This window comes from Aquirhabdus parva (genome assembly GCF_003351745.1).
In the GTDB taxonomy this organism is placed as follows: Bacteria; Pseudomonadota; Gammaproteobacteria; order Pseudomonadales; family Moraxellaceae; genus Aquirhabdus; species Aquirhabdus parva.
The window spans coordinates 2,109,224-2,125,486 of the sequence record NZ_CP031222.1 but is presented as its reverse complement, the minus strand read 5'-3'; the positions used below and the strand labels follow the sequence as shown (position 1 = coordinate 2,125,486).

Here is a 16,263-nt window from a genome sequence, read left to right as displayed (position 1 = left end):
GGTTTTTCGTTAAATACAATATGTAGTGACCTGATTCAGATCCATAGCCACTAGATATAGTGTTTTCTCTGGCGATCGCAGTAATTGATCAATTTTTGAGTGCATCGATAAGAAATATTTAGACACATTCAAGTAGCAGCACTAATGTCATATAGAATTGTATACGTTTCAGCATCCGTGTAATTCTGCTTGTTTGTTTCTCTCTAGCCTCTCTAGTTCCTGTTTTTGATAGTCCTGATCAGCATTTCTCATTGTATTAAATCGTAGGTCTTGAATTGCTTTGTTATACCGCTCAGTTACTTCAAAAACGTTTGGGCAAGGTCTTCTATAGTTTTGATAGTTGTTATTTTCATAGCTGGTATTTGCATAAGTTTGGCTGTTATTTTTGTATTGTCCATATACTGGTTGAGCATTATTCAAAGTATTAGCTTGTTGAATTTTCATATAATTCATTCTTTGACCACTACTATTGCATGCTTTATCACTAAAGGTAGTACTGTTTCCATTTTGACAACGATAAACTCCTTGGTAACTTTCGGCTATTGCTGAGTTAATTAGATATCCACTCAAAATAAGACTACTTGTTAAAAATATACTAATATATTTCATAATTTCCCCCAAAATATTTTGCAAAAACTTAACTTGTGACCTATATTAAATCTATGTTTAAAAAGGATTTAATATGCTTCTGTTTGATGATGTTGTCCTGTTCTATGATCAAGAATCCATTCATAAATCCAAACAAAGGGATATTAGCTCATTAAAACGTCTAAAACCATTCTTTCAAAATACTGACATATTAGAATTATCACGCTCTGATATTCGTGCATATATGAAGCTTAGACTCTCTCAAGGTGTTTGCAACTCTACTATTAATCGTGAATTACGTTATATGAGGGCAGCTATCAATTTTTATAAATTAGAATTTAAGCTTGATTTCATAAATCCTGCTTCCAGCCTAAGTCTTGAAGAACCAGATTCAAGAGTCCGTTTTATCACGCCTATTGAAGCTCAAGACTTGATTAGATCGGCTTCAAAATATGCTAAACGTCCACATCTTCCCTGCTTTATCAGCCTTGCATTGAATACAGGATGCCGTAAAAATGAATTGTTTAAACTTGAATGGTCGCGTGTAGATTTTCATCACAATATCATTACTTTAGGCTCTCAACATACTAAGACTGCTAAAAGAAGATATGTACCAATTAATGAAAATACTAGGTTAGTACTTGAGAATTTACAGTATTGGAATAAAGTGAACGCACCACATTCACGTTATGTTCTGACTGGTTTAGATGGTGAAAGTCACATCAAATGTATGAAAAATAGTTTTAGACGTGCATGTGATAGAGCGGATATTTTTGATTTTAGGATTCATGATCTACGCCATACTTTCGCAAGTTGGCTCGTTCAATCAGGAGTCAGTTTGTATGTTGTGAAAGATTTACTCGGTCATTCATCAATTACGCAAACAGAAAAATATGCTCATCTTGCAAACCCGCAATTACACGATGCCGTAAAAAAACTGCCAAATTTATGACGGTTGTTAACATAAAATTACAATTATTTTTTACTTTTCCCATTGCCCCTTTCCCTCCGAAGGCAGGGGTCGTGGGTTCGAATCCCGCCAGGCGCACCAATTAAAAAACCACCCTACAGGTGGTTTTATTTATTCTAAAAGAGATTCTTAGCCCGCTTTCCGTTGCCCCCAAAGATTACATGCCACTTTATAAGCATCTTCATCATTGGAGTTGGGAGTAATGTTCTTCATCGGATCTTTGCTGTAATTACTGTCTTGTATGGTGTCCGTTTCGTCATATGAAATCACCTGCACCATCCGGTACTGCGATTTCGTACAATCAAAAATTTCTTGAGCAACAATTTTGTTCAATTCATAGGGGTGTCCGTCAGGATTTTTTAATTTGTCACTATCCTCAAACATTGCCTTCACCCAGACTTGAATCATGCCCGAGTTACCCTTAACGGCTTGGATCGAATCCGCATCTAGGAAATAGTAGCCATCTTCATCGACTGAGACTTGCTGCCAATCAGACCCTAGCGCTGTACGTGTTGTACAGAGAGCTATCAGCAGCATCAATAAAGCGCGCATATGCAATTTCACTATAAATAATCTCATGCAGTATATAACACGGCCGATATGAGTTGCCAACGCGCCACAAAATAGAAAACATAGTTGAACAGATTTTGGACATGGCATTGTTCGTTTTTTAACAAATATGTAAACTAAAATCCATGAAAGTGTGATTAAGTGTGCAATAGATTGTTTTATAATTTTTTTGCCGAATAGGATTTTTGGCAAATAACTTCAATCAATATATGAGGCTACAAAAATGGATTTTTGTTATAGCTGCGCATCGTTTAACGGCAAAAAAAATACGCTGAAAGGGCTGTGCAAAGAAGGTGAGAAGAAGCTCACGCTCTGCGCTATTTGTGGGTTCTTGTGGGTTGACTTTGAAGGGAAACCCATCGATGAGCCCGATGATATCTTTGATCGAATGCAACAAAACCATCGTAGAAAGCAGCAACTCTAAAGCACTAGCTCAAGCTTAAGGTGCTTATATCATGAGATATAATCGTTATCTCACGTAGATGCTCGTCGTTTGATACGTAATAGCCATCTATTAAAACGCCCCGAGAGCGTGAGCTGTCAGGGCGGATGTGTAGCACCAACTCAAAGGATTGCAAAGAGCTGAAACTGCAAGCAGATTATCATATTTGAGATTTAATGGAACCAGTTGGTCAAATAAATCTTGTAAACCGTTCAGCGTGAATCGTCAGTTGCCCAGAAAACATTAATCACAATGCCTTGTTTATATGGGTAACTTTTTTAGCATGCCACTTTTTCTGTAGCCAATTGATGATACGAATACCAAGTAAAATAACCAATGCCAAAGCATAGGGCCATGTCGTAGTTAGTCCTAGTTTTTTAAGCCAAGTCATATGAATCACGGCAAGTATGCCGATGACATAGACCAGTTTATGCAAGCGCGCCCAATTTCGCTTGAGACGCACTTGCCATCCATGAGTCGAGGTGATGGCAAGCGGGATGTAACAAAGGAGGGCGATGAAACCGACAATAATATAAGGACGTTTGGTCAACTCTGTCGTCAAGAGTGATAAATCTAATCCGAGCAGCAGTACGCTGTAAATGAGGAAATGGCAGGCTGCATAAAAAAATGCAAACAATCCGGTCATACGCCTAAAGATAATCCAGTAGGTTTGATCAGTAACAATCCGTAGTGGTGTCATGGCTAATGCCAATAAAATACCCTTAATTGCCCATGAACCACTTTGATCGACCAATTCTTTGGCAGGATCAGCGCCAAGTAACTGCTGGGCAAAAATTGCTTGATAGAGCATCCATAAGGCCGGACAGAGTAGTAATACAAACACGGCCGGTTTGAGCTTACGGGCGATTTTTATGCTTCTTGCACTCATTCTTCACTTCTTATCTTCAGTGTTTTTATGGTCATTAACTTTCCTCATAAAACGTTTAATAAAAACGTTTTAAGTCTAGGCCTTTGTATAAACCCGCGACTTCTTTTTCGTAGCCGTTGAACATCAGGGTCTTGCGTCGATTTGGATTGAGTAGGGTACTTGGTAAGCGTCTTTCAGTTGCTTGCGTCCAGCGTGGATGATCGACATTGGGGTTAACGTTGGCATAGAAGCCGTATTCTTGCGGTGCACGGCCCAACCATGTGGTGACAGGCGCACGATCCGAGAAAGTGATGCGTACGATCGATTTAATCGACTTGAAGCCATATTTCCAAGGCACGATAAGACGAAGGGGGGCACCATCTTGATCGGGCAGGCTGCGGCCATATAAGCCCATAGCCATCAGGGTTAATGGATTCATGGCTTCATCCATGCGTAATCCTTCGACATAAGGCCATTCCAGTGCAGAGCCGCTTTCACCCGGTAACTGTTTAGGATCCATGAGGGTGTGAAAGACTACAAATTTTGCAGTTGTCTTGGGTCCAAATCGACGGAGTAAGTCTGCAAGAGGAAAGCCTAGCCAAGGTACAACCATTGACCATGCTTCGACGCAGCGGAAACGATAGATTCGATCTTCAAGAGTATGCGGAGCGAGGATGTCTTCAAGGCTGTATGTACCCGGTTTGTCACATAGCCCATCGATTTTGACACTCCAAGGCGAGACTTTAATGGTGCCAGCATTTTGTGAGGGGTCGGATTTATCCGTACCAAATTCATAGAAGTTATTATAAGTCGTCACTGATTCATAGGGTGTCAGCGTTTCACCGGTTGGATTACTAGTCGCTACTTTACGTGCCGCGATTTTCTGTTTGATATATGCAGGCGCATCTGGTCGCTCGGGGGCGACGTTATAAGGGAGTGCCAGAGCTTGTGCGGATGCGGGGAGGATCAAACTGCTCGTACCCGTTGCGATTCCGACTCCGGTCAAACTCGCAGTTTTTAAAAATGCACGCCGATTTAAATAGTGAGATTCGGGTGTTATTTCGCTGGGATTAGGCGTGTTTTGGTTACGATTTAGGATAAGCATTTCGGTATTCCCCGACTCACATATTTAGCTATTTTGTTTGCGTTTATCATCACAACGCGCTGAATATAATGTAGCGCTTTTTAAGCTAAAGCTGCGAATTATTTAGCTGTGATTTTGAGGAGATTTACGGTGGATTCGTACAGGGTTGTAACATTTTTAAAATGTTTGCGTCTATAAGGAATTTAGTCAGATAAAAGAAGGGAAAGGGAGCTGTGGTTTTGAAGTATTCGAGCTTCGCAAGGCGGTGTGTCGCCTTGCGAAGTCGTATTGTTTTCTTATATTGCGTCGTTGACAGATTCTTTTTGGACGCTGGTTTTTTTGGTTCTGGACATGATCAGTGCAATTATTCCTGAGGAGGCATAGATCAAACCTACGCAAAATAGACCGAGCGGAATATTGTACGCAATGCCAATTAACAGCAAAACAACCGGTAGCATGATCGCAAAAGGAACACGTTTGCGATCCATTTCTTTAAAACTGAAATAACGCACATTACTGATCATCAGCAAGCCAGCGAATACGACTAACGCGGCAAACAGAATTTTCCAGCCAATAATACTGATATCAATCCATGCTGGATTGTCGATGCCGACCCAAATACCACTGGCAACGACGAGTGCGGCGAGGGGGCTTGCAAGTCCGATGAAATAGCGCTTATCGACAACAGCGATTTGTACATTAAATCGTGCCAAGCGGAATGCGGCGCAAGCGGTATAAATGAATGCGCAGGCTAAGCCAACGCGGCCCAAGGGTTGCAATGCCCAACTGTAGACAAGAATGGCCGGGGCGACGCCGAAGGACAGCATGTCCGAAAGAGAGTCATATTGCTCGCCAAATGCACTTTGTGCATTGACCCAACGTGCAACACGACCATCTAAACCGTCAAACAATGCGGCTAAGAAAATGGCATAAATCGCTTTTTCGAACTGCCCACTGGTACTGGCAATGACGGAGTAGAAACCGCAAAGCAGTGCGGCTGTTGTAATCAGATTTGGAAATAGGTAGATCCCTTTACTGCGAACCTTACTGCCTTCACGTGTACGTTCTTCTTCAATAATTTCAAAAGTCAGTCCATCATGAAGATCATCTTCATAGGCAAGATTGTCAACTGATAGTAAGTCGGGCTGCTCCGCTGAACGGCGTTCTGGTTGTTTTTCTGGTATAGCCACGGCAGACTCCATGAAAGGCAAATGAAGAGATAGTTGGATGATACGAATAAATGAGCTGTTATGAACAGCTCATTTCTCAAGATATTAATATATTTAATTCATTTTGGTTCAGTGGGGAAATGTATACCCATTAAACCTAAAAGGCTTATTCTCCGACGAGCCATCTTACGGCAGCATGTCCGCCATTCTCACTCATTTTGAGCTGGGGGAATAACCACTGCAATAGTGCGTCAGCACGGTCAGCAAACTGATAGGGTGGGTTGATAACCAACAAACCGCAGCCGTTTAAGCCGACTGGGGTATCATCTGGCCATACGCATAATTCGCAAATCAGTTGGCGGCGAATGCCCGTTTTCATCATTTTCTTTTCAAAACGTTCAATCATCGGGCGATCTTTGATGGGATACCAGACTGCAAAAACGCCTGTTGGCCATTTTTGATGTGCAGCCGCTAATAACTCAACCAATTGAGGGAAGTCTTTGCGCTCCACTTCATAAGGCGGGTCGATCATGACTAAACCGCGTTTTTCCTTCGGTGGAATGACCGCGAGTAACCCTTCATAAGCATCGCGTTCATGTACACCCAAGCGGCGATCATAAACATAATGACGGAGTTGGTCGTAAACATCAGGATGCATCTCAAATGCTGTCCCTGTGTCGATGTCGCGCATTTGTTGGAGAGCGAGCCACGGCGAGCCCGGATACCAGCCACGGCTTTTTTCACTACGCAATTTTTCAACGAGTTCTAAATAGCGTTGGATCATCGGTGGCGCAAGGCGCGTGACACTGGCTTCAAGCTGACTTAAGCGATGAATTCCGTCTAGATACTCACCCGATTTCTGAGCGGGTGCTAACGCTAAGTCGTATATTCCTGCACCTGCGTGCGTATCGATATAGCGATAAGGTTTATCCTTTTGCCCCAAAAGTTCGAGCAGTTCGAGGAGAAGCACATGTTTCATCACATCGGCAAAGTTGCCAGCGTGGAAATGATGACGATAATTCATACAGTAAATTCAAAACCCACAGTCAATACAGCAGAAAGTTATAAAACTTCGCTCTAAAACAAAATAAAAAAGTGCGGAATGCAAAAAAGGCAAATTCCTGCCAACATGTTAGCATGAACCTTGATGTTTTACGGAATTCAAATTGAATGAATTGGATGATGCATTGGCAACAATACTTTGAGGATTCTCAATATTTAGAGGCTTTGGTCGAGCAAGGTTTTGTCGTGCTTGATCATGCTTTGCCAGAGTCCCTTTATATGGCTTTGGTGTTAGAAAGTCGCGAGGATGAGCACTATCAAGCGGCAAAGATCAGCACTGGCGGACGTTTAGAGACGGTACGTAGTGATTCTACGCGTTGGATTGAGTCTGACCCGACTGTAAATCGACAGGCTGGCGCAGAGTATTTAGAAGCATTAGAAGCTTTAAGCTTAGTGCTTAATCGCGCGTTATATCTAGGGATTCGTTCGGTCGAAGCGCACTATGCCTGTTACCAAGTCGGGCAATTCTATGCGCAGCATCGTGATAATGCGTCCGGTTCTGATGTACGTGCAATCTCTACCGTTTTGTATTTAAATCATGGAATAAATCAAGTTGATTCAAACAACTGGCGCGCAGAGTGGGGGGGTGCACTGCGGTTGGTCGATGCAAGTGATGCCGTGCAGGATATTCTACCAATCGGTAATCGTTTGGTTGTATTTCAGAGTGATCTCCCCCATGAAGTATTGCCTGCGACGGTGGTACGTCGCTCTATCGCAGGATGGTTACGAAGAGATACAACCGTTTAAATGAATGTGAAGAGGGTTAGATGATGAGTGATCGTATGAATGTAAGCCAATTGATTGCCCGTGTCGGTGAAACGGATCAATTGTTTTTGACGCAACCAACGCCAACGCTTGCCATTGAACGCGCTTATCTTCGTCTTGAACTTGTGAAGCTGAGTAATAGCAAAAATGAGCAGTTGCATTTTTTAAGCGAAGCCGCTGTGATTTTAGAACTGGCTGGTGCGGAGATCGAAGATCAAGAGACCAGTGTTTTGCTTTCGGCACAATTGGCTGCGGTTTATTTGCAATTCCATATCGTGACCCATGAAGCACGATATTTGGTCGTGGCTGGGCAAATATTAAGACCGCACTCCAATGCAGAATATCCTCCGATTTTCATGCAGTTGGCGCGTTTGGATGCGGCACTTAATAAGCCTGCGCTGACCAAGCATTGGCTCACACGTTGGCTGCAAGTTTTAAAGCGTATGGAGTCGAAACCTGTCTTTGAAGGTTTGGAGCAATATCCTGAATTTGCTGAGGTTCGTCATGAGCTTTGGTTTGAGCAAATCAGTCGTGATGCCGATGCATCAATTGCACAATCGATTCCCAATCCAATAACCGCTGTTCACTCGTAAACTGATGAGATCGCTGGCTGACTGGATCAACGAAGGCTATGTCTTTTGCAAGGAGCTGTAAGGGTTTGCTGTAATCCGATTTCCAGTCAGACAGAGCGGGATAAAAAGGATCAAAGAGAATGGGGATGCCAAGTGCAGCAAGGTGCACACGCAGTTGGTGTTGTTTGCCTGTGATGGGTGACAAGCGATACTTGGCAAAATCCCCATTAACTTCTAAACGTTCAATATCCGTTTTTGCATTGTATTCCCCTTCGATTTCTTTCATCCGAAAGAATGGCTCACCTTTAACCATCCGGCTTTGATAAGTCATCGGAAGCATTAAGTCTTCCCGATTCGATGCAATCGCTTCATAGGTTTTATGAATGCTATGGTTGCGGAATAACGCTTGGTAGGCATCTCGCGTTTCTGGATTGATCGAGAATAAAACGATTCCTGCTGTCTCACGATCAATACGATGAATGGGTGCCAAATCATCTAGACCCAGCTTGTTTTTAAGACGTGTAAGCAGTGTCTCTTGGACATACTTGCCAGACGGGATGACGGGTAGAAAGTGGGGTTTGTCTGCTACTAATAAATGTTCATCTTGATAGAGTACTTGTTCAATGAACGGGATCTGAGGCTCGTTTTCGATATGGCGATAATAATAAATATGTTGATTAGCGATATACGGGCTGTCTAAATCAAAAGGCACACCTTGTTGATTTAAGACCAGGCCCTCTACTAAGCGATCCTGCCAGATTGAACGCGGAATTTCGTTAAAACGTGTCGTGAGAAAGTCGAGCAAAAGGGTATGAGAGGCGTTGGGTAACCAGACACAGCTGGGACTTAGACCCGCACGGAGTGGTATGGGGCTCGATACTGAAGACTCACGTTGCATGATGACACTGTATTGGATGTAGAACTGACATTATAGCGAAGTATCGAGTGGAGAATGTCACCATGATTTCATGTCTAGAAGAGTCGGTAATTTTTTATATCAAAAATCAAAAAGCTCTAGAGCGTTCATTCACTAGAGCTTTGCTTATAAATATCTTTTTTTAATTTAGATCATTAAAACTGAATGATTCGTCCCATTTCTGCGCTTTGCATTGATCGAATTACTGTACGAATCACATGGTCAATGATGGTTGAATCTAGATCCAATGCAATCTGAACGATGTGTTTGGATTTAATCGGGGTAATTCGCAGATCTTTCAAAAACGTACCCGCAGCATTCACCAATACCCGTCGCATGACTAACGCTTGATCCTCAGAAACTGTGAAATGCATTCGTGCATTGAGTTTTGTGAGTGTTCCAATCTGATGGTCATCGGCGCTGCGCATGAACGCTGTTGGATGTGAGGTATTTAAGCTTAAGGAATTGTTTAATGCAGTTTCAACCAGTTCTTGCTGATCATGACGATCAGAGAGCTGTGGGTGGACGTTCATTTTAAACCTTCATGGTAAAAATCGAATTTTGATCATAATAATAAGTATATAAAAAACGTATCAAAGCAGTGAATTGGATTGTTTCTTTTTGTAACTTTGTACCACTTGGAATGCTTTGCGCGCAGTTCGCAAGATTTACAAAGTCGTTGCGTCTAATGTGGAAAAAGTCCCCACACGAATCGAGCACTGAAGTACATGACGACACACAGCCAAAATAAAACAAAAACACCGAGCAAGTCAGGGATTCTAAGCCACAGCCAACTGATGACGGGATTGCGCCAAAAGGCTGAATGTTGTTGCCGTTTTTCAAGCATGCGGTGCAGTATGGGGTGGTCAATGTGATCCGTAGTTTGGATACCGTGGACTTCACGAAGATGGACATGAACAATGTCCAGTGCTTTACGACTTGGACGGATAAAGATGTCGGAGATGTCCCCAATCACCGGAATCCAGCCCACACCTAAATCGACTAACGCTAATTTAAGTGCAGGAAGGAGTTTACTGATGGGCACACCGATTTGCCATGCTCTAAAGATCGCAACTAAGGTCAGTCCTAAACCTGCGATATCACCTACGACTGGGATAGTCCCAATGGCACCATCCAGACCGACCCCCTGACGGGTAAAGGGGATGCGTACCAGACTATCCATCATGTTGGCATATGTTGCGAGTTGACGTTCTAAGATCAGCGCTTCGGTTTTGGTGACGGTTTTAGGCATAGATTCGGCGTACTGATTAAGTGTGGCTAGGGGCATGTTGCGCATTGGCTTCTGCGGCGGCGGCGGCTTTCTTTTCTGCTTTTTGTTTCTTGGCGTAGTGATGCCCTACAACGCAGCCACCCACTGCGCCGAGTACGGCATGATGTCCGGCGTAATGCCCAGCGACTGCGCCAGCAGCACCGCCACTGAGACAGCCAATGGCATTCGCGCTTTGTGCAACGAAAATCATCGTACCCGCAATGATGAGACCTTTAATTGGTGCTTTCATGTTGATTTCCTCGGAACGAAATAAGAGATCAAGATTATGCGAACAAGTCTGGGAAATAATATATAGGGATTTGGTGTGGTTTGCTTAAGTTTCTAATTATTCTTGGTTTTGATATGTGACGGTGGGGATTTCAATTCTATCGTGGCATTTTTAGTGCCGCGATAGAATTGCGTCAAACAAGTATTACAGCGCAGCTAATGCTGTGGTGTAGTTGGGTTCATCGCTGACGTTATGAACCAGCTCTGAGTGCAGGACTTGGTTGTTTTCATCTAAAACGACCACTGCACGTGCGGTTAAACCTACCAGTGGCCCAGCAGAGAAGGTCAGACCATAGTTGCTGATGAATTCTGGATGGCGGAACGTGGAGAGGGTAACAACACTGTTTAAACCTTCCGCGCCACAAAAGCGGGCTTGTGCAAAAGGTAAATCCGCAGAGATGCACAACACCACTGTGTTTTCAACCTTGCCAGCTTGCTCATTAAACTTACGCACTGAAGTTGCACAAGTCGGTGTATCCACACTTGGGAAAATATTTAGAACTTTACGCTTACCTGCATAGTCTGCAAGCGTTACGTCTTTAAGATCTTTGGTTGTCAGGGTGAATTCTGGTGCTGGCGATCCTTGGGTTGGCAGATTGCCGATCAAGGGGATTTCATTACCGCCTAATAGAACTGATGCCATTGCTAATGTCCTTAACTGAAGAAGTTTTTGGGCATTTGATTATAGGAGATTTGACATTGGTATGGATGAGTGATCATTGAATACAGATCGGGCGGTGACATAAACACAACGGAGCAAGTTAAGATTCGGATTTTTATATTTAGTCCTATCTATCTTTTAAAAATCTTCTGAATTACATTGAATATCTAAAGAGCCAATGAGTTCTTTGACTTGTCTTTTAATTTCTACTTCGGGTGTACATTTTATTATTGATTGACCGCTCAGTAAACTTGGATGAAGTGTAAGCAATTTATTAACCTCGCCTAAGCACTGTGTCTCAAGTTTCGTAGGATTGATTTGCTTTAGGTACTTAATTACGCGTTTCCCTTTCTTAGGAATAAAACAGTGATAATCTTCAGCAAGTGAACCATCTAATCGATATCTTAAAAGCTTAGCCAAACTGTTCAATGATGCTTTGGAGTTTTTTGCTGCTATCAATGCTAATCCAAGTTCGCCTGCGCTGGCTGTATTGTCTAAATATAGTCGCCCTTCTTCATTAGTAGGTATCATGATTGATAACAAGACAGCAGATTCTGCCATTTGAATTTCTCGACTTTCTCGGTCCTGAGGGGAAGTCAATCTTTCATTTGCAGATACGATTTGAGTAGTTATAAAAAGTAAGATGAAGAGCATGCTTTTCATTATTTGATATTCCCTGAATTTATAATCCCACTTTAATTTCTAATCTAAATGAAAAGCCCTCATCATGTCACCATGATGAGGGCCTTTTTACAACGATTTAAAGCAGCAAATTACATCATGCCGCCCATACCGCCGCCCATGCCACCCATATCAGGTGCTGAAGATTTCTCTTCTGGGAAGTCGGTGATCATGGCTTCAGTGGTCAGCATTAAGCCAGCAACTGATGCTGCATTTTCAAGTGCAGAACGTGTTACTTTGGCTGGATCCAAGATACCCATTTCGATCATGTCGCCGTATTCGCCAGTCGCAGCGTTATAGCCGAAGTTGCCTTTGCCATTTTTAACAGCATTAACAACGACAGATGCTTCTTCACCAGCGTTGGTGACGATTTGACGCAGTGGTGATTCCATTGCACGGCGGAGGATGTTGATACCCGCAGTTTGGTCATCATTGATGCCTTTTAAGCCTTCAAGTGCAGCAACTGCACGAACCAGTGCAACACCACCACCAGCAACAACACCTTCTTCAACCGCAGCACGTGTTGCATGTAACGCATCATCAACACGGTCTTTCTTCTCTTTCATTTCAACTTCAGTCGCAGCACCGATTTTGATCACGGCAACACCACCAGCAAGTTTTGCAACGCGCTCTTGGAGTTTTTCGCGGTCGTAATCAGAAGTAGCTTCTTCGATTTGATGACGGATGGTTTGTACGCGAGCTTCGATTTCAGCAGATTGACCTGCACCATCAACAATCACAGTATTTTCTTTGCCAACAGTGATTTTGCGTGCTGAACCGAGGTCGGTCAGTTGTGCAGTTTCAAGGCTCATGCCGATTTCTTCGCTGATGACGGTTGCACCAGTCAAGATTGCGATATCTTGCAGCATTGCTTTACGACGGTCACCAAAGCCTGGTGCTTTAACCGCACAAACTTTGATAATGCCGCGCATGTTGTTTACAACCAGCGTTGCCAGTGCTTCGCCTTCGATGTCTTCAGCGATCAGCAGCAGTGGTTTGCCTGATTTTGCAACGGCTTCAAGAGTAGGGATCAATTCACGGATGTTGCTGATTTTTTTATCAACGAGCAGGATCAGTGGGTTGTCCAGTTCAGCAGTCAGGGTGTCTGGTTTGTTTGCAAAGTATGGGCTGATATAGCCACGGTCAAATTGCATCCCTTCAACCACGTCCAATGTATCTTCAAAGCCTGAGCCTTCTTCTACAGTGATAACGCCTTCTTTACCTACACGTTCCATTGCTTCTGCAATCAAATCACCGATGGTGGTATCGCTGTTTGCAGAGATTGAACCTACTTGAGCGATCGCTTTTTTATCGCTTGCAGCAGTAGAGATGTTTTTGATTTCACCAACAGCAACGCGAACTGCTTTGTCGATACCGCGCTTAAGATCCATTGGGTTCATGCCAGCTGCAACAGCTTTCATGCCTTCGTTCAAAATGGATTGTGCAAGTACGGTTGCGGTAGTTGTACCATCACCAGCGATGTCAGCAGTTTTGCTGGCAACTTCGCGAACGAGCTGTGCGCCCATGTTTTCGAATTTGTCTTTCAGAGAAATTTCTTTCGCTACAGTTACGCCGTCTTTGGTGATGTGTGGTGAACCGTATGATTTATCGATAACGACATTGCGACCTTTAGGACCAAGGGTGACTTTAACTGCGTCTGCAAGGATGTTTACACCAACAATCATTTTTGCGCGGGCTGAGTCGCCGAATTTTACGTCTTTAGCAGACATGGAATCGCTCCTTTCAAATTTAATATACGTTTAATGCCTAGAGATCATTCCATTCAAATGGGCATGAAATAGGCATCTAATGATTTAAACAGTGAGTCTTTTGGACTTTATGCTTTAAGACTTATGCTTCAAGAACACCAAAAATGTCTGATTCTTTCATGATCAGCAATTCTTCGCCGTCAACTTTAACGGTTGAGCCTGCATATTGACCAAACAGCACTTTGTCACCCACTTTGACATCAAGAGCGCGTACGCCGTTGTCAGTGATTTGACCTTTACCAACGGCAAGAACTTCACCTTGTGATGGTTTTTCTGCTGCTGAGCCTGGGAGCAAGATACCGCCAGCGGTTTTGGTTTCTTCTTCAACGCGACGGACAACAACACGGTCATGCAATGGACGGATGTTCATGCAGTTTTCTCCTTGATTAATGGTTTAGTTGAGTGAAAGTGTGCAGCAGGCGTGCGAAATGGCACTGCTTATGCCGCACAGTAAAATGCTTACTCAAAAGAGTGGGGGTGGAATGACTTGCTTCAAGGGCTTTTTTTGACAAAATAAATCTTATTTGACGTTTTTTTGCTCGCATAGCAACGTTTGATCATGTGAAGCGATGTTTTGCGGTATTTTAAGCTCAAAAAACAGAACCTTATAGACCCGTAAATTTCTGACATTATGCGGATTCTTGGTGTGCGTCATGTTGTAGAGGCCAAAGCTGTCCGGATCGTTCAAATTGCTTGGTGTGCAGATTATAGTCGTAGCGATCTACTGTTAAATCAGGATGAATAATATTGACCGAGTTCGGAACATCATAGCGTAGGCGATGCGATACGGCAGTTCCTGCTTGGATATCAAGAACTTCTTTGGATAAGTCAAAATGCGCTTGCAGTGGCAAAACGACCGGGACATGAAAGTGCCCATGGAGGAGTGCATCCAGCCCACAGTCTGCCCAATGCTGTGCTGCATGAACAACCAGCGTGGGTATATCACGCTCTTGGTAAGGTCTTAAGACGCGGAAGGGTTGGTGAGACAAGATCACGCGATGCTTACCCACTGCACCGAGTTTTAACCGTTCACCGATACGCTCAATCTGGTGGGGAGTGAGGCGTCCACGGGTATGGTGTTTAGGGCTAATGCTATTGACCCCAACCAGATGAAAGTGCTTTGTCTCCAACATTTTTTCGGTATCACCAAAGACACTTTCATAATGTCCAAATGGCGAGAAAACGCGCTTGGGTAAATGATAGAGCGGAATGTCATGATTGCCGGGAACGACCAACCAAGGAACGCCGAGAGTATTAAAGAAATTAAAAAAAGCCTGGAACTGCGAACGTCTTGCACGCTGAGTTAAATCTCCACTAATAGCAATGGCTTCAAGTGGCAATGAGTCACACAGTTTACGTAACGCATCCGTGACGGCGTCTTGTTCCGCGCCGAAGTGCACGTCAGAGAGATGAAGAAGCATAGGATTCGGCCATTTATTTTTTTAATTGAGCTTTATGCTCAGGGATAATTACAAGTAAAGCATCTTGTGCGACAGAGAAATGTAGTGGTGTCTTAACTTGAATGATTTCCCCATCGATTGCCACTTTCATTTGTCTTGCTTTTGAATCAATACGTATCTGTTCCGCGCAAAAAGCGGTGACTTCCGGAGCTTGTTCAAAGGTTCCGAGTTGTAAGCGTGCAATCAGTGTAAGCATTTGAAAGCGGGTGACTTCCGTAATCGCTACGGCTGCGAGTTTACCTTGCGCTGCACATTCTGCCAGTTCTAATTTAAAGTCTTGAAGCTGTAGTTGATTGTTTCCGAAGAAAACGAGAGGAGATTCGATAGGTTCAATTTGTCCATCTACAGAGAGCTTGAGTTTTAGCTTTTGATGTTCTCTCATCAGGACGGCAAAGCCTGAGAGCATGGCAACAGCGCGAAAGCGTCCGAAGCGACTATTGTCTTGCTCACGCTGTTCAATCATACGCGGGTAGAGGCCAATAGAGGCATTGTTTAGGTAGATGTACTGATTGACGCAGCCAACATGAATGGCACTTTGTATCCCTTGCACGATGACATGCGCGGCATCAAGAGGCGCTAAAGGGATGTCTAATGCCCTTGCAACATAGTTAAACGTGCCCAGTGGGATAATGCCCATGGGAATAGAGCCATGGAGCAGGATCTGTGCCACTGTATTGAGCGTCCCATCACCACCTGCAGCTACGATCACACCTGAGCGTTGTTGATGTTGTGCCACAGCTTTTTGCGTCATTCGAGTCAGGTCGTGAGGCTGTTCAGCAAGATGAAGTTGAACATCAAAGCCATGTTTGGTGAAGTAATTAACCAATAACTCATGGATCGGTTCCGCTTCAGGAGTTCGATGTCCTGATCCCTTGTTCATGATGATTGAAATTAGCTTTTTGCGATGATCGTTTTGTTGTTGGATTGATGCTTGCGACATAATTAACCTTAGAAAGGAGATAGGTTATGAGTGGAGTCAACTTTATCATTTAGTATCTTATTGTTATGACTTTTTTGAGTTGAAATTTGTTGTGGACAAGTTCATCTGTGAGTGAGTGTAATGACTTGAGTATTTGTGTGTAGTTAATCGTTGGGAGAAGTAAATTCTAATGTTTATTTATCCTATTG

Annotated in this window: 20 protein-coding genes; 4 read left to right on the top strand and 16 right to left on the bottom strand. The window is 43.4% G+C overall.

The window, feature by feature from the left end; all coding sequences use genetic code 11:
* Positions 1–168: 168 nt before the first annotated feature.
* The gene (locus tag HYN46_RS09545; RefSeq protein ID WP_114899170.1) at positions 169–609 is read right to left on the bottom strand and encodes a hypothetical protein; all 441 of its coding nucleotides are present in this window, start codon (positions 607–609) and stop codon (positions 169–171) included.
* A 73-nt stretch (positions 610–682) separates the two neighbouring features.
* Here HYN46_RS09545 and HYN46_RS09540 point away from each other — a divergent pair, with 73 nt between their 5' ends.
* Positions 683–1,540: a tyrosine-type recombinase/integrase gene (locus HYN46_RS09540; RefSeq protein WP_114899169.1), complete on the top strand. Its 858-nt coding sequence runs from the start codon at positions 683–685 to the stop codon at positions 1,538–1,540.
* 147 nt (positions 1,541–1,687) lie between these two features.
* Here the strand turns inward: HYN46_RS09540 and HYN46_RS09535 are convergent, their stop codons facing one another.
* Positions 1,688–2,110 (bottom strand): surface-adhesin E family protein, encoded by a 423-nt coding sequence (locus HYN46_RS09535; protein WP_114899168.1) that lies wholly within the window; start codon positions 2,108–2,110, stop codon positions 1,688–1,690.
* Positions 2,111–2,351: 241 nt separating this feature from the next.
* Here HYN46_RS09535 and HYN46_RS09530 point away from each other — a divergent pair, with 241 nt between their 5' ends.
* Complete coding sequence (locus HYN46_RS09530; RefSeq protein WP_114899167.1) at positions 2,352–2,552, top strand: hypothetical protein; 201 nt, start codon at positions 2,352–2,354, stop codon at positions 2,550–2,552.
* A gap of 265 nt (positions 2,553–2,817) precedes the next feature.
* On the opposite strand, the gene HYN46_RS09525 is transcribed toward HYN46_RS09530, so the two are convergent.
* The 4 genes from HYN46_RS09525 to HYN46_RS09510 all read right to left on the bottom strand — a co-directional run bounded on the left by HYN46_RS09525 (position 2,818) and on the right by HYN46_RS09510 (position 6,715).
* Positions 2,818–3,459, bottom strand: a complete 642-nt coding sequence (locus tag HYN46_RS09525; protein WP_114899166.1) for a protein-methionine-sulfoxide reductase heme-binding subunit MsrQ — start codon at positions 3,457–3,459, stop codon at positions 2,818–2,820.
* Between the two features lie 55 nt (positions 3,460–3,514).
* A complete protein-coding gene (gene msrP / locus HYN46_RS09520; RefSeq protein WP_114899165.1) occupies positions 3,515–4,543 on the bottom strand; it encodes a protein-methionine-sulfoxide reductase catalytic subunit MsrP in 1,029 nt (342 codons plus the stop codon).
* 275 nt (positions 4,544–4,818) lie between these two features.
* Complete coding sequence (pssA, locus tag HYN46_RS09515; RefSeq protein ID WP_407640800.1) at positions 4,819–5,706, bottom strand: CDP-diacylglycerol--serine O-phosphatidyltransferase; 888 nt, start codon at positions 5,704–5,706, stop codon at positions 4,819–4,821.
* Between the two features lie 151 nt (positions 5,707–5,857).
* On the bottom strand, positions 5,858–6,715 hold the full coding sequence (locus HYN46_RS09510; protein WP_114899163.1) for a 23S rRNA (adenine(2030)-N(6))-methyltransferase RlmJ: 858 nt from the start codon (positions 6,713–6,715) through the stop codon (positions 5,858–5,860).
* Positions 6,716–6,861: 146 nt separating this feature from the next.
* Between HYN46_RS09510 and HYN46_RS09505 the strand changes: the two genes are divergently transcribed.
* Positions 6,862–7,500 carry a 2OG-Fe(II) oxygenase gene (locus HYN46_RS09505; protein ID WP_114899162.1) on the top strand — a complete coding sequence of 213 codons (639 nt, stop codon included), beginning with the start codon at positions 6,862–6,864 and terminating at the stop codon, positions 7,498–7,500.
* A gap of 20 nt (positions 7,501–7,520) precedes the next feature.
* A complete protein-coding gene (locus HYN46_RS09500; protein ID WP_114899161.1) occupies positions 7,521–8,111 on the top strand; it encodes a hypothetical protein in 591 nt (196 codons plus the stop codon).
* Here HYN46_RS09500 and HYN46_RS09495 read toward each other — a convergent pair.
* From HYN46_RS09495 to HYN46_RS09450, 10 genes are all read right to left on the bottom strand, one after another.
* Positions 8,044–8,988 (bottom strand): RluA family pseudouridine synthase, encoded by a 945-nt coding sequence (locus HYN46_RS09495; protein WP_114899160.1) that lies wholly within the window; start codon positions 8,986–8,988, stop codon positions 8,044–8,046. The two genes, HYN46_RS09500 and HYN46_RS09495, sit on opposite strands and share 68 nt — an antisense overlap.
* Before the next feature lie 173 nt (positions 8,989–9,161).
* Entirely contained in the window at positions 9,162–9,539 is a 378-nt protein-coding gene (locus HYN46_RS09490) for a hypothetical protein (RefSeq protein ID WP_114899159.1), read from the bottom strand.
* Positions 9,540–9,691: 152 nt separating this feature from the next.
* On the bottom strand, positions 9,692–10,258 hold the full coding sequence (locus HYN46_RS09485; RefSeq protein ID WP_114900703.1) for a DUF4112 domain-containing protein: 567 nt from the start codon (positions 10,256–10,258) through the stop codon (positions 9,692–9,694).
* A gap of 16 nt (positions 10,259–10,274) precedes the next feature.
* Complete coding sequence (locus HYN46_RS09480) at positions 10,275–10,526, bottom strand: hypothetical protein (protein ID WP_114899158.1); 252 nt, start codon at positions 10,524–10,526, stop codon at positions 10,275–10,277.
* 183 nt (positions 10,527–10,709) lie between these two features.
* Positions 10,710–11,207 carry a thiol peroxidase gene (tpx, locus tag HYN46_RS09475; protein ID WP_114899157.1) on the bottom strand — a complete coding sequence of 166 codons (498 nt, stop codon included), beginning with the start codon at positions 11,205–11,207 and terminating at the stop codon, positions 10,710–10,712.
* Positions 11,208–11,363: 156 nt separating this feature from the next.
* A complete protein-coding gene (locus HYN46_RS09470; protein ID WP_114899156.1) occupies positions 11,364–11,888 on the bottom strand; it encodes an Imm57 family immunity protein in 525 nt (174 codons plus the stop codon).
* Positions 11,889–11,998: 110 nt separating this feature from the next.
* Positions 11,999–13,636, bottom strand: coding sequence for a chaperonin GroEL (gene groL / locus HYN46_RS09465; protein ID WP_114899155.1), 1,638 nt, complete (start codon positions 13,634–13,636; stop codon positions 11,999–12,001).
* Positions 13,637–13,757: 121 nt separating this feature from the next.
* The gene (locus tag HYN46_RS09460) at positions 13,758–14,045 is read right to left on the bottom strand and encodes a co-chaperone GroES (RefSeq protein ID WP_114899154.1); all 288 of its coding nucleotides are present in this window, start codon (positions 14,043–14,045) and stop codon (positions 13,758–13,760) included.
* A gap of 259 nt (positions 14,046–14,304) precedes the next feature.
* Entirely contained in the window at positions 14,305–15,096 is a 792-nt protein-coding gene (locus HYN46_RS09455; protein ID WP_114899153.1) for a metallophosphoesterase family protein, read from the bottom strand.
* 13 nt (positions 15,097–15,109) lie between these two features.
* On the bottom strand, positions 15,110–16,075 hold the full coding sequence (locus HYN46_RS09450) for a diacylglycerol/lipid kinase family protein (protein WP_114899152.1): 966 nt from the start codon (positions 16,073–16,075) through the stop codon (positions 15,110–15,112).
* Positions 16,076–16,263: the final 188 nt, after the last annotated feature.

Coding starts and splice junctions, on each gene's coding strand:
- HYN46_RS09500 (WP_114899161.1), top strand. CDS start 7,521: ATGATGAGTGATCGTATGAATGTAAGCCAATTGATTGCCCGTGTCGGT.
- HYN46_RS09485 (WP_114900703.1), bottom strand. CDS start 10,258: ATGCCTAAAACCGTCACCAAAACCGAAGCGCTGATCTTAGAACGTCAA.
- HYN46_RS09525 (WP_114899166.1), bottom strand. CDS start 3,459: ATGAGTGCAAGAAGCATAAAAATCGCCCGTAAGCTCAAACCGGCCGTG.
- HYN46_RS09505 (WP_114899162.1), top strand. CDS start 6,862: ATGAATTGGATGATGCATTGGCAACAATACTTTGAGGATTCTCAATAT.
- HYN46_RS09470 (WP_114899156.1), bottom strand. CDS start 11,888: ATGAAAAGCATGCTCTTCATCTTACTTTTTATAACTACTCAAATCGTA.
- HYN46_RS09530 (WP_114899167.1), top strand. CDS start 2,352: ATGGATTTTTGTTATAGCTGCGCATCGTTTAACGGCAAAAAAAATACG.
- HYN46_RS09455 (WP_114899153.1), bottom strand. CDS start 15,096: ATGCTTCTTCATCTCTCTGACGTGCACTTCGGCGCGGAACAAGACGCC.
- HYN46_RS09495 (WP_114899160.1), bottom strand. CDS start 8,988: ATGCAACGTGAGTCTTCAGTATCGAGCCCCATACCACTCCGTGCGGGT.
- HYN46_RS09460 (WP_114899154.1), bottom strand. CDS start 14,045: ATGAACATCCGTCCATTGCATGACCGTGTTGTTGTCCGTCGCGTTGAA.
- HYN46_RS09510 (WP_114899163.1), bottom strand. CDS start 6,715: ATGAATTATCGTCATCATTTCCACGCTGGCAACTTTGCCGATGTGATG.
- groL (WP_114899155.1), bottom strand. CDS start 13,636: ATGTCTGCTAAAGACGTAAAATTCGGCGACTCAGCCCGCGCAAAAATG.
- tpx (WP_114899157.1), bottom strand. CDS start 11,207: ATGGCATCAGTTCTATTAGGCGGTAATGAAATCCCCTTGATCGGCAAT.
- HYN46_RS09540 (WP_114899169.1), top strand. CDS start 683: ATGCTTCTGTTTGATGATGTTGTCCTGTTCTATGATCAAGAATCCATT.
- HYN46_RS09535 (WP_114899168.1), bottom strand. CDS start 2,110: ATGCGCGCTTTATTGATGCTGCTGATAGCTCTCTGTACAACACGTACA.
- HYN46_RS09490 (WP_114899159.1), bottom strand. CDS start 9,539: ATGAACGTCCACCCACAGCTCTCTGATCGTCATGATCAGCAAGAACTG.
- HYN46_RS09480 (WP_114899158.1), bottom strand. CDS start 10,526: ATGAAAGCACCAATTAAAGGTCTCATCATTGCGGGTACGATGATTTTC.
- msrP (WP_114899165.1), bottom strand. CDS start 4,543: ATGCTTATCCTAAATCGTAACCAAAACACGCCTAATCCCAGCGAAATA.
- HYN46_RS09450 (WP_114899152.1), bottom strand. CDS start 16,075: ATGTCGCAAGCATCAATCCAACAACAAAACGATCATCGCAAAAAGCTA.
- HYN46_RS09545 (WP_114899170.1), bottom strand. CDS start 609: ATGAAATATATTAGTATATTTTTAACAAGTAGTCTTATTTTGAGTGGA.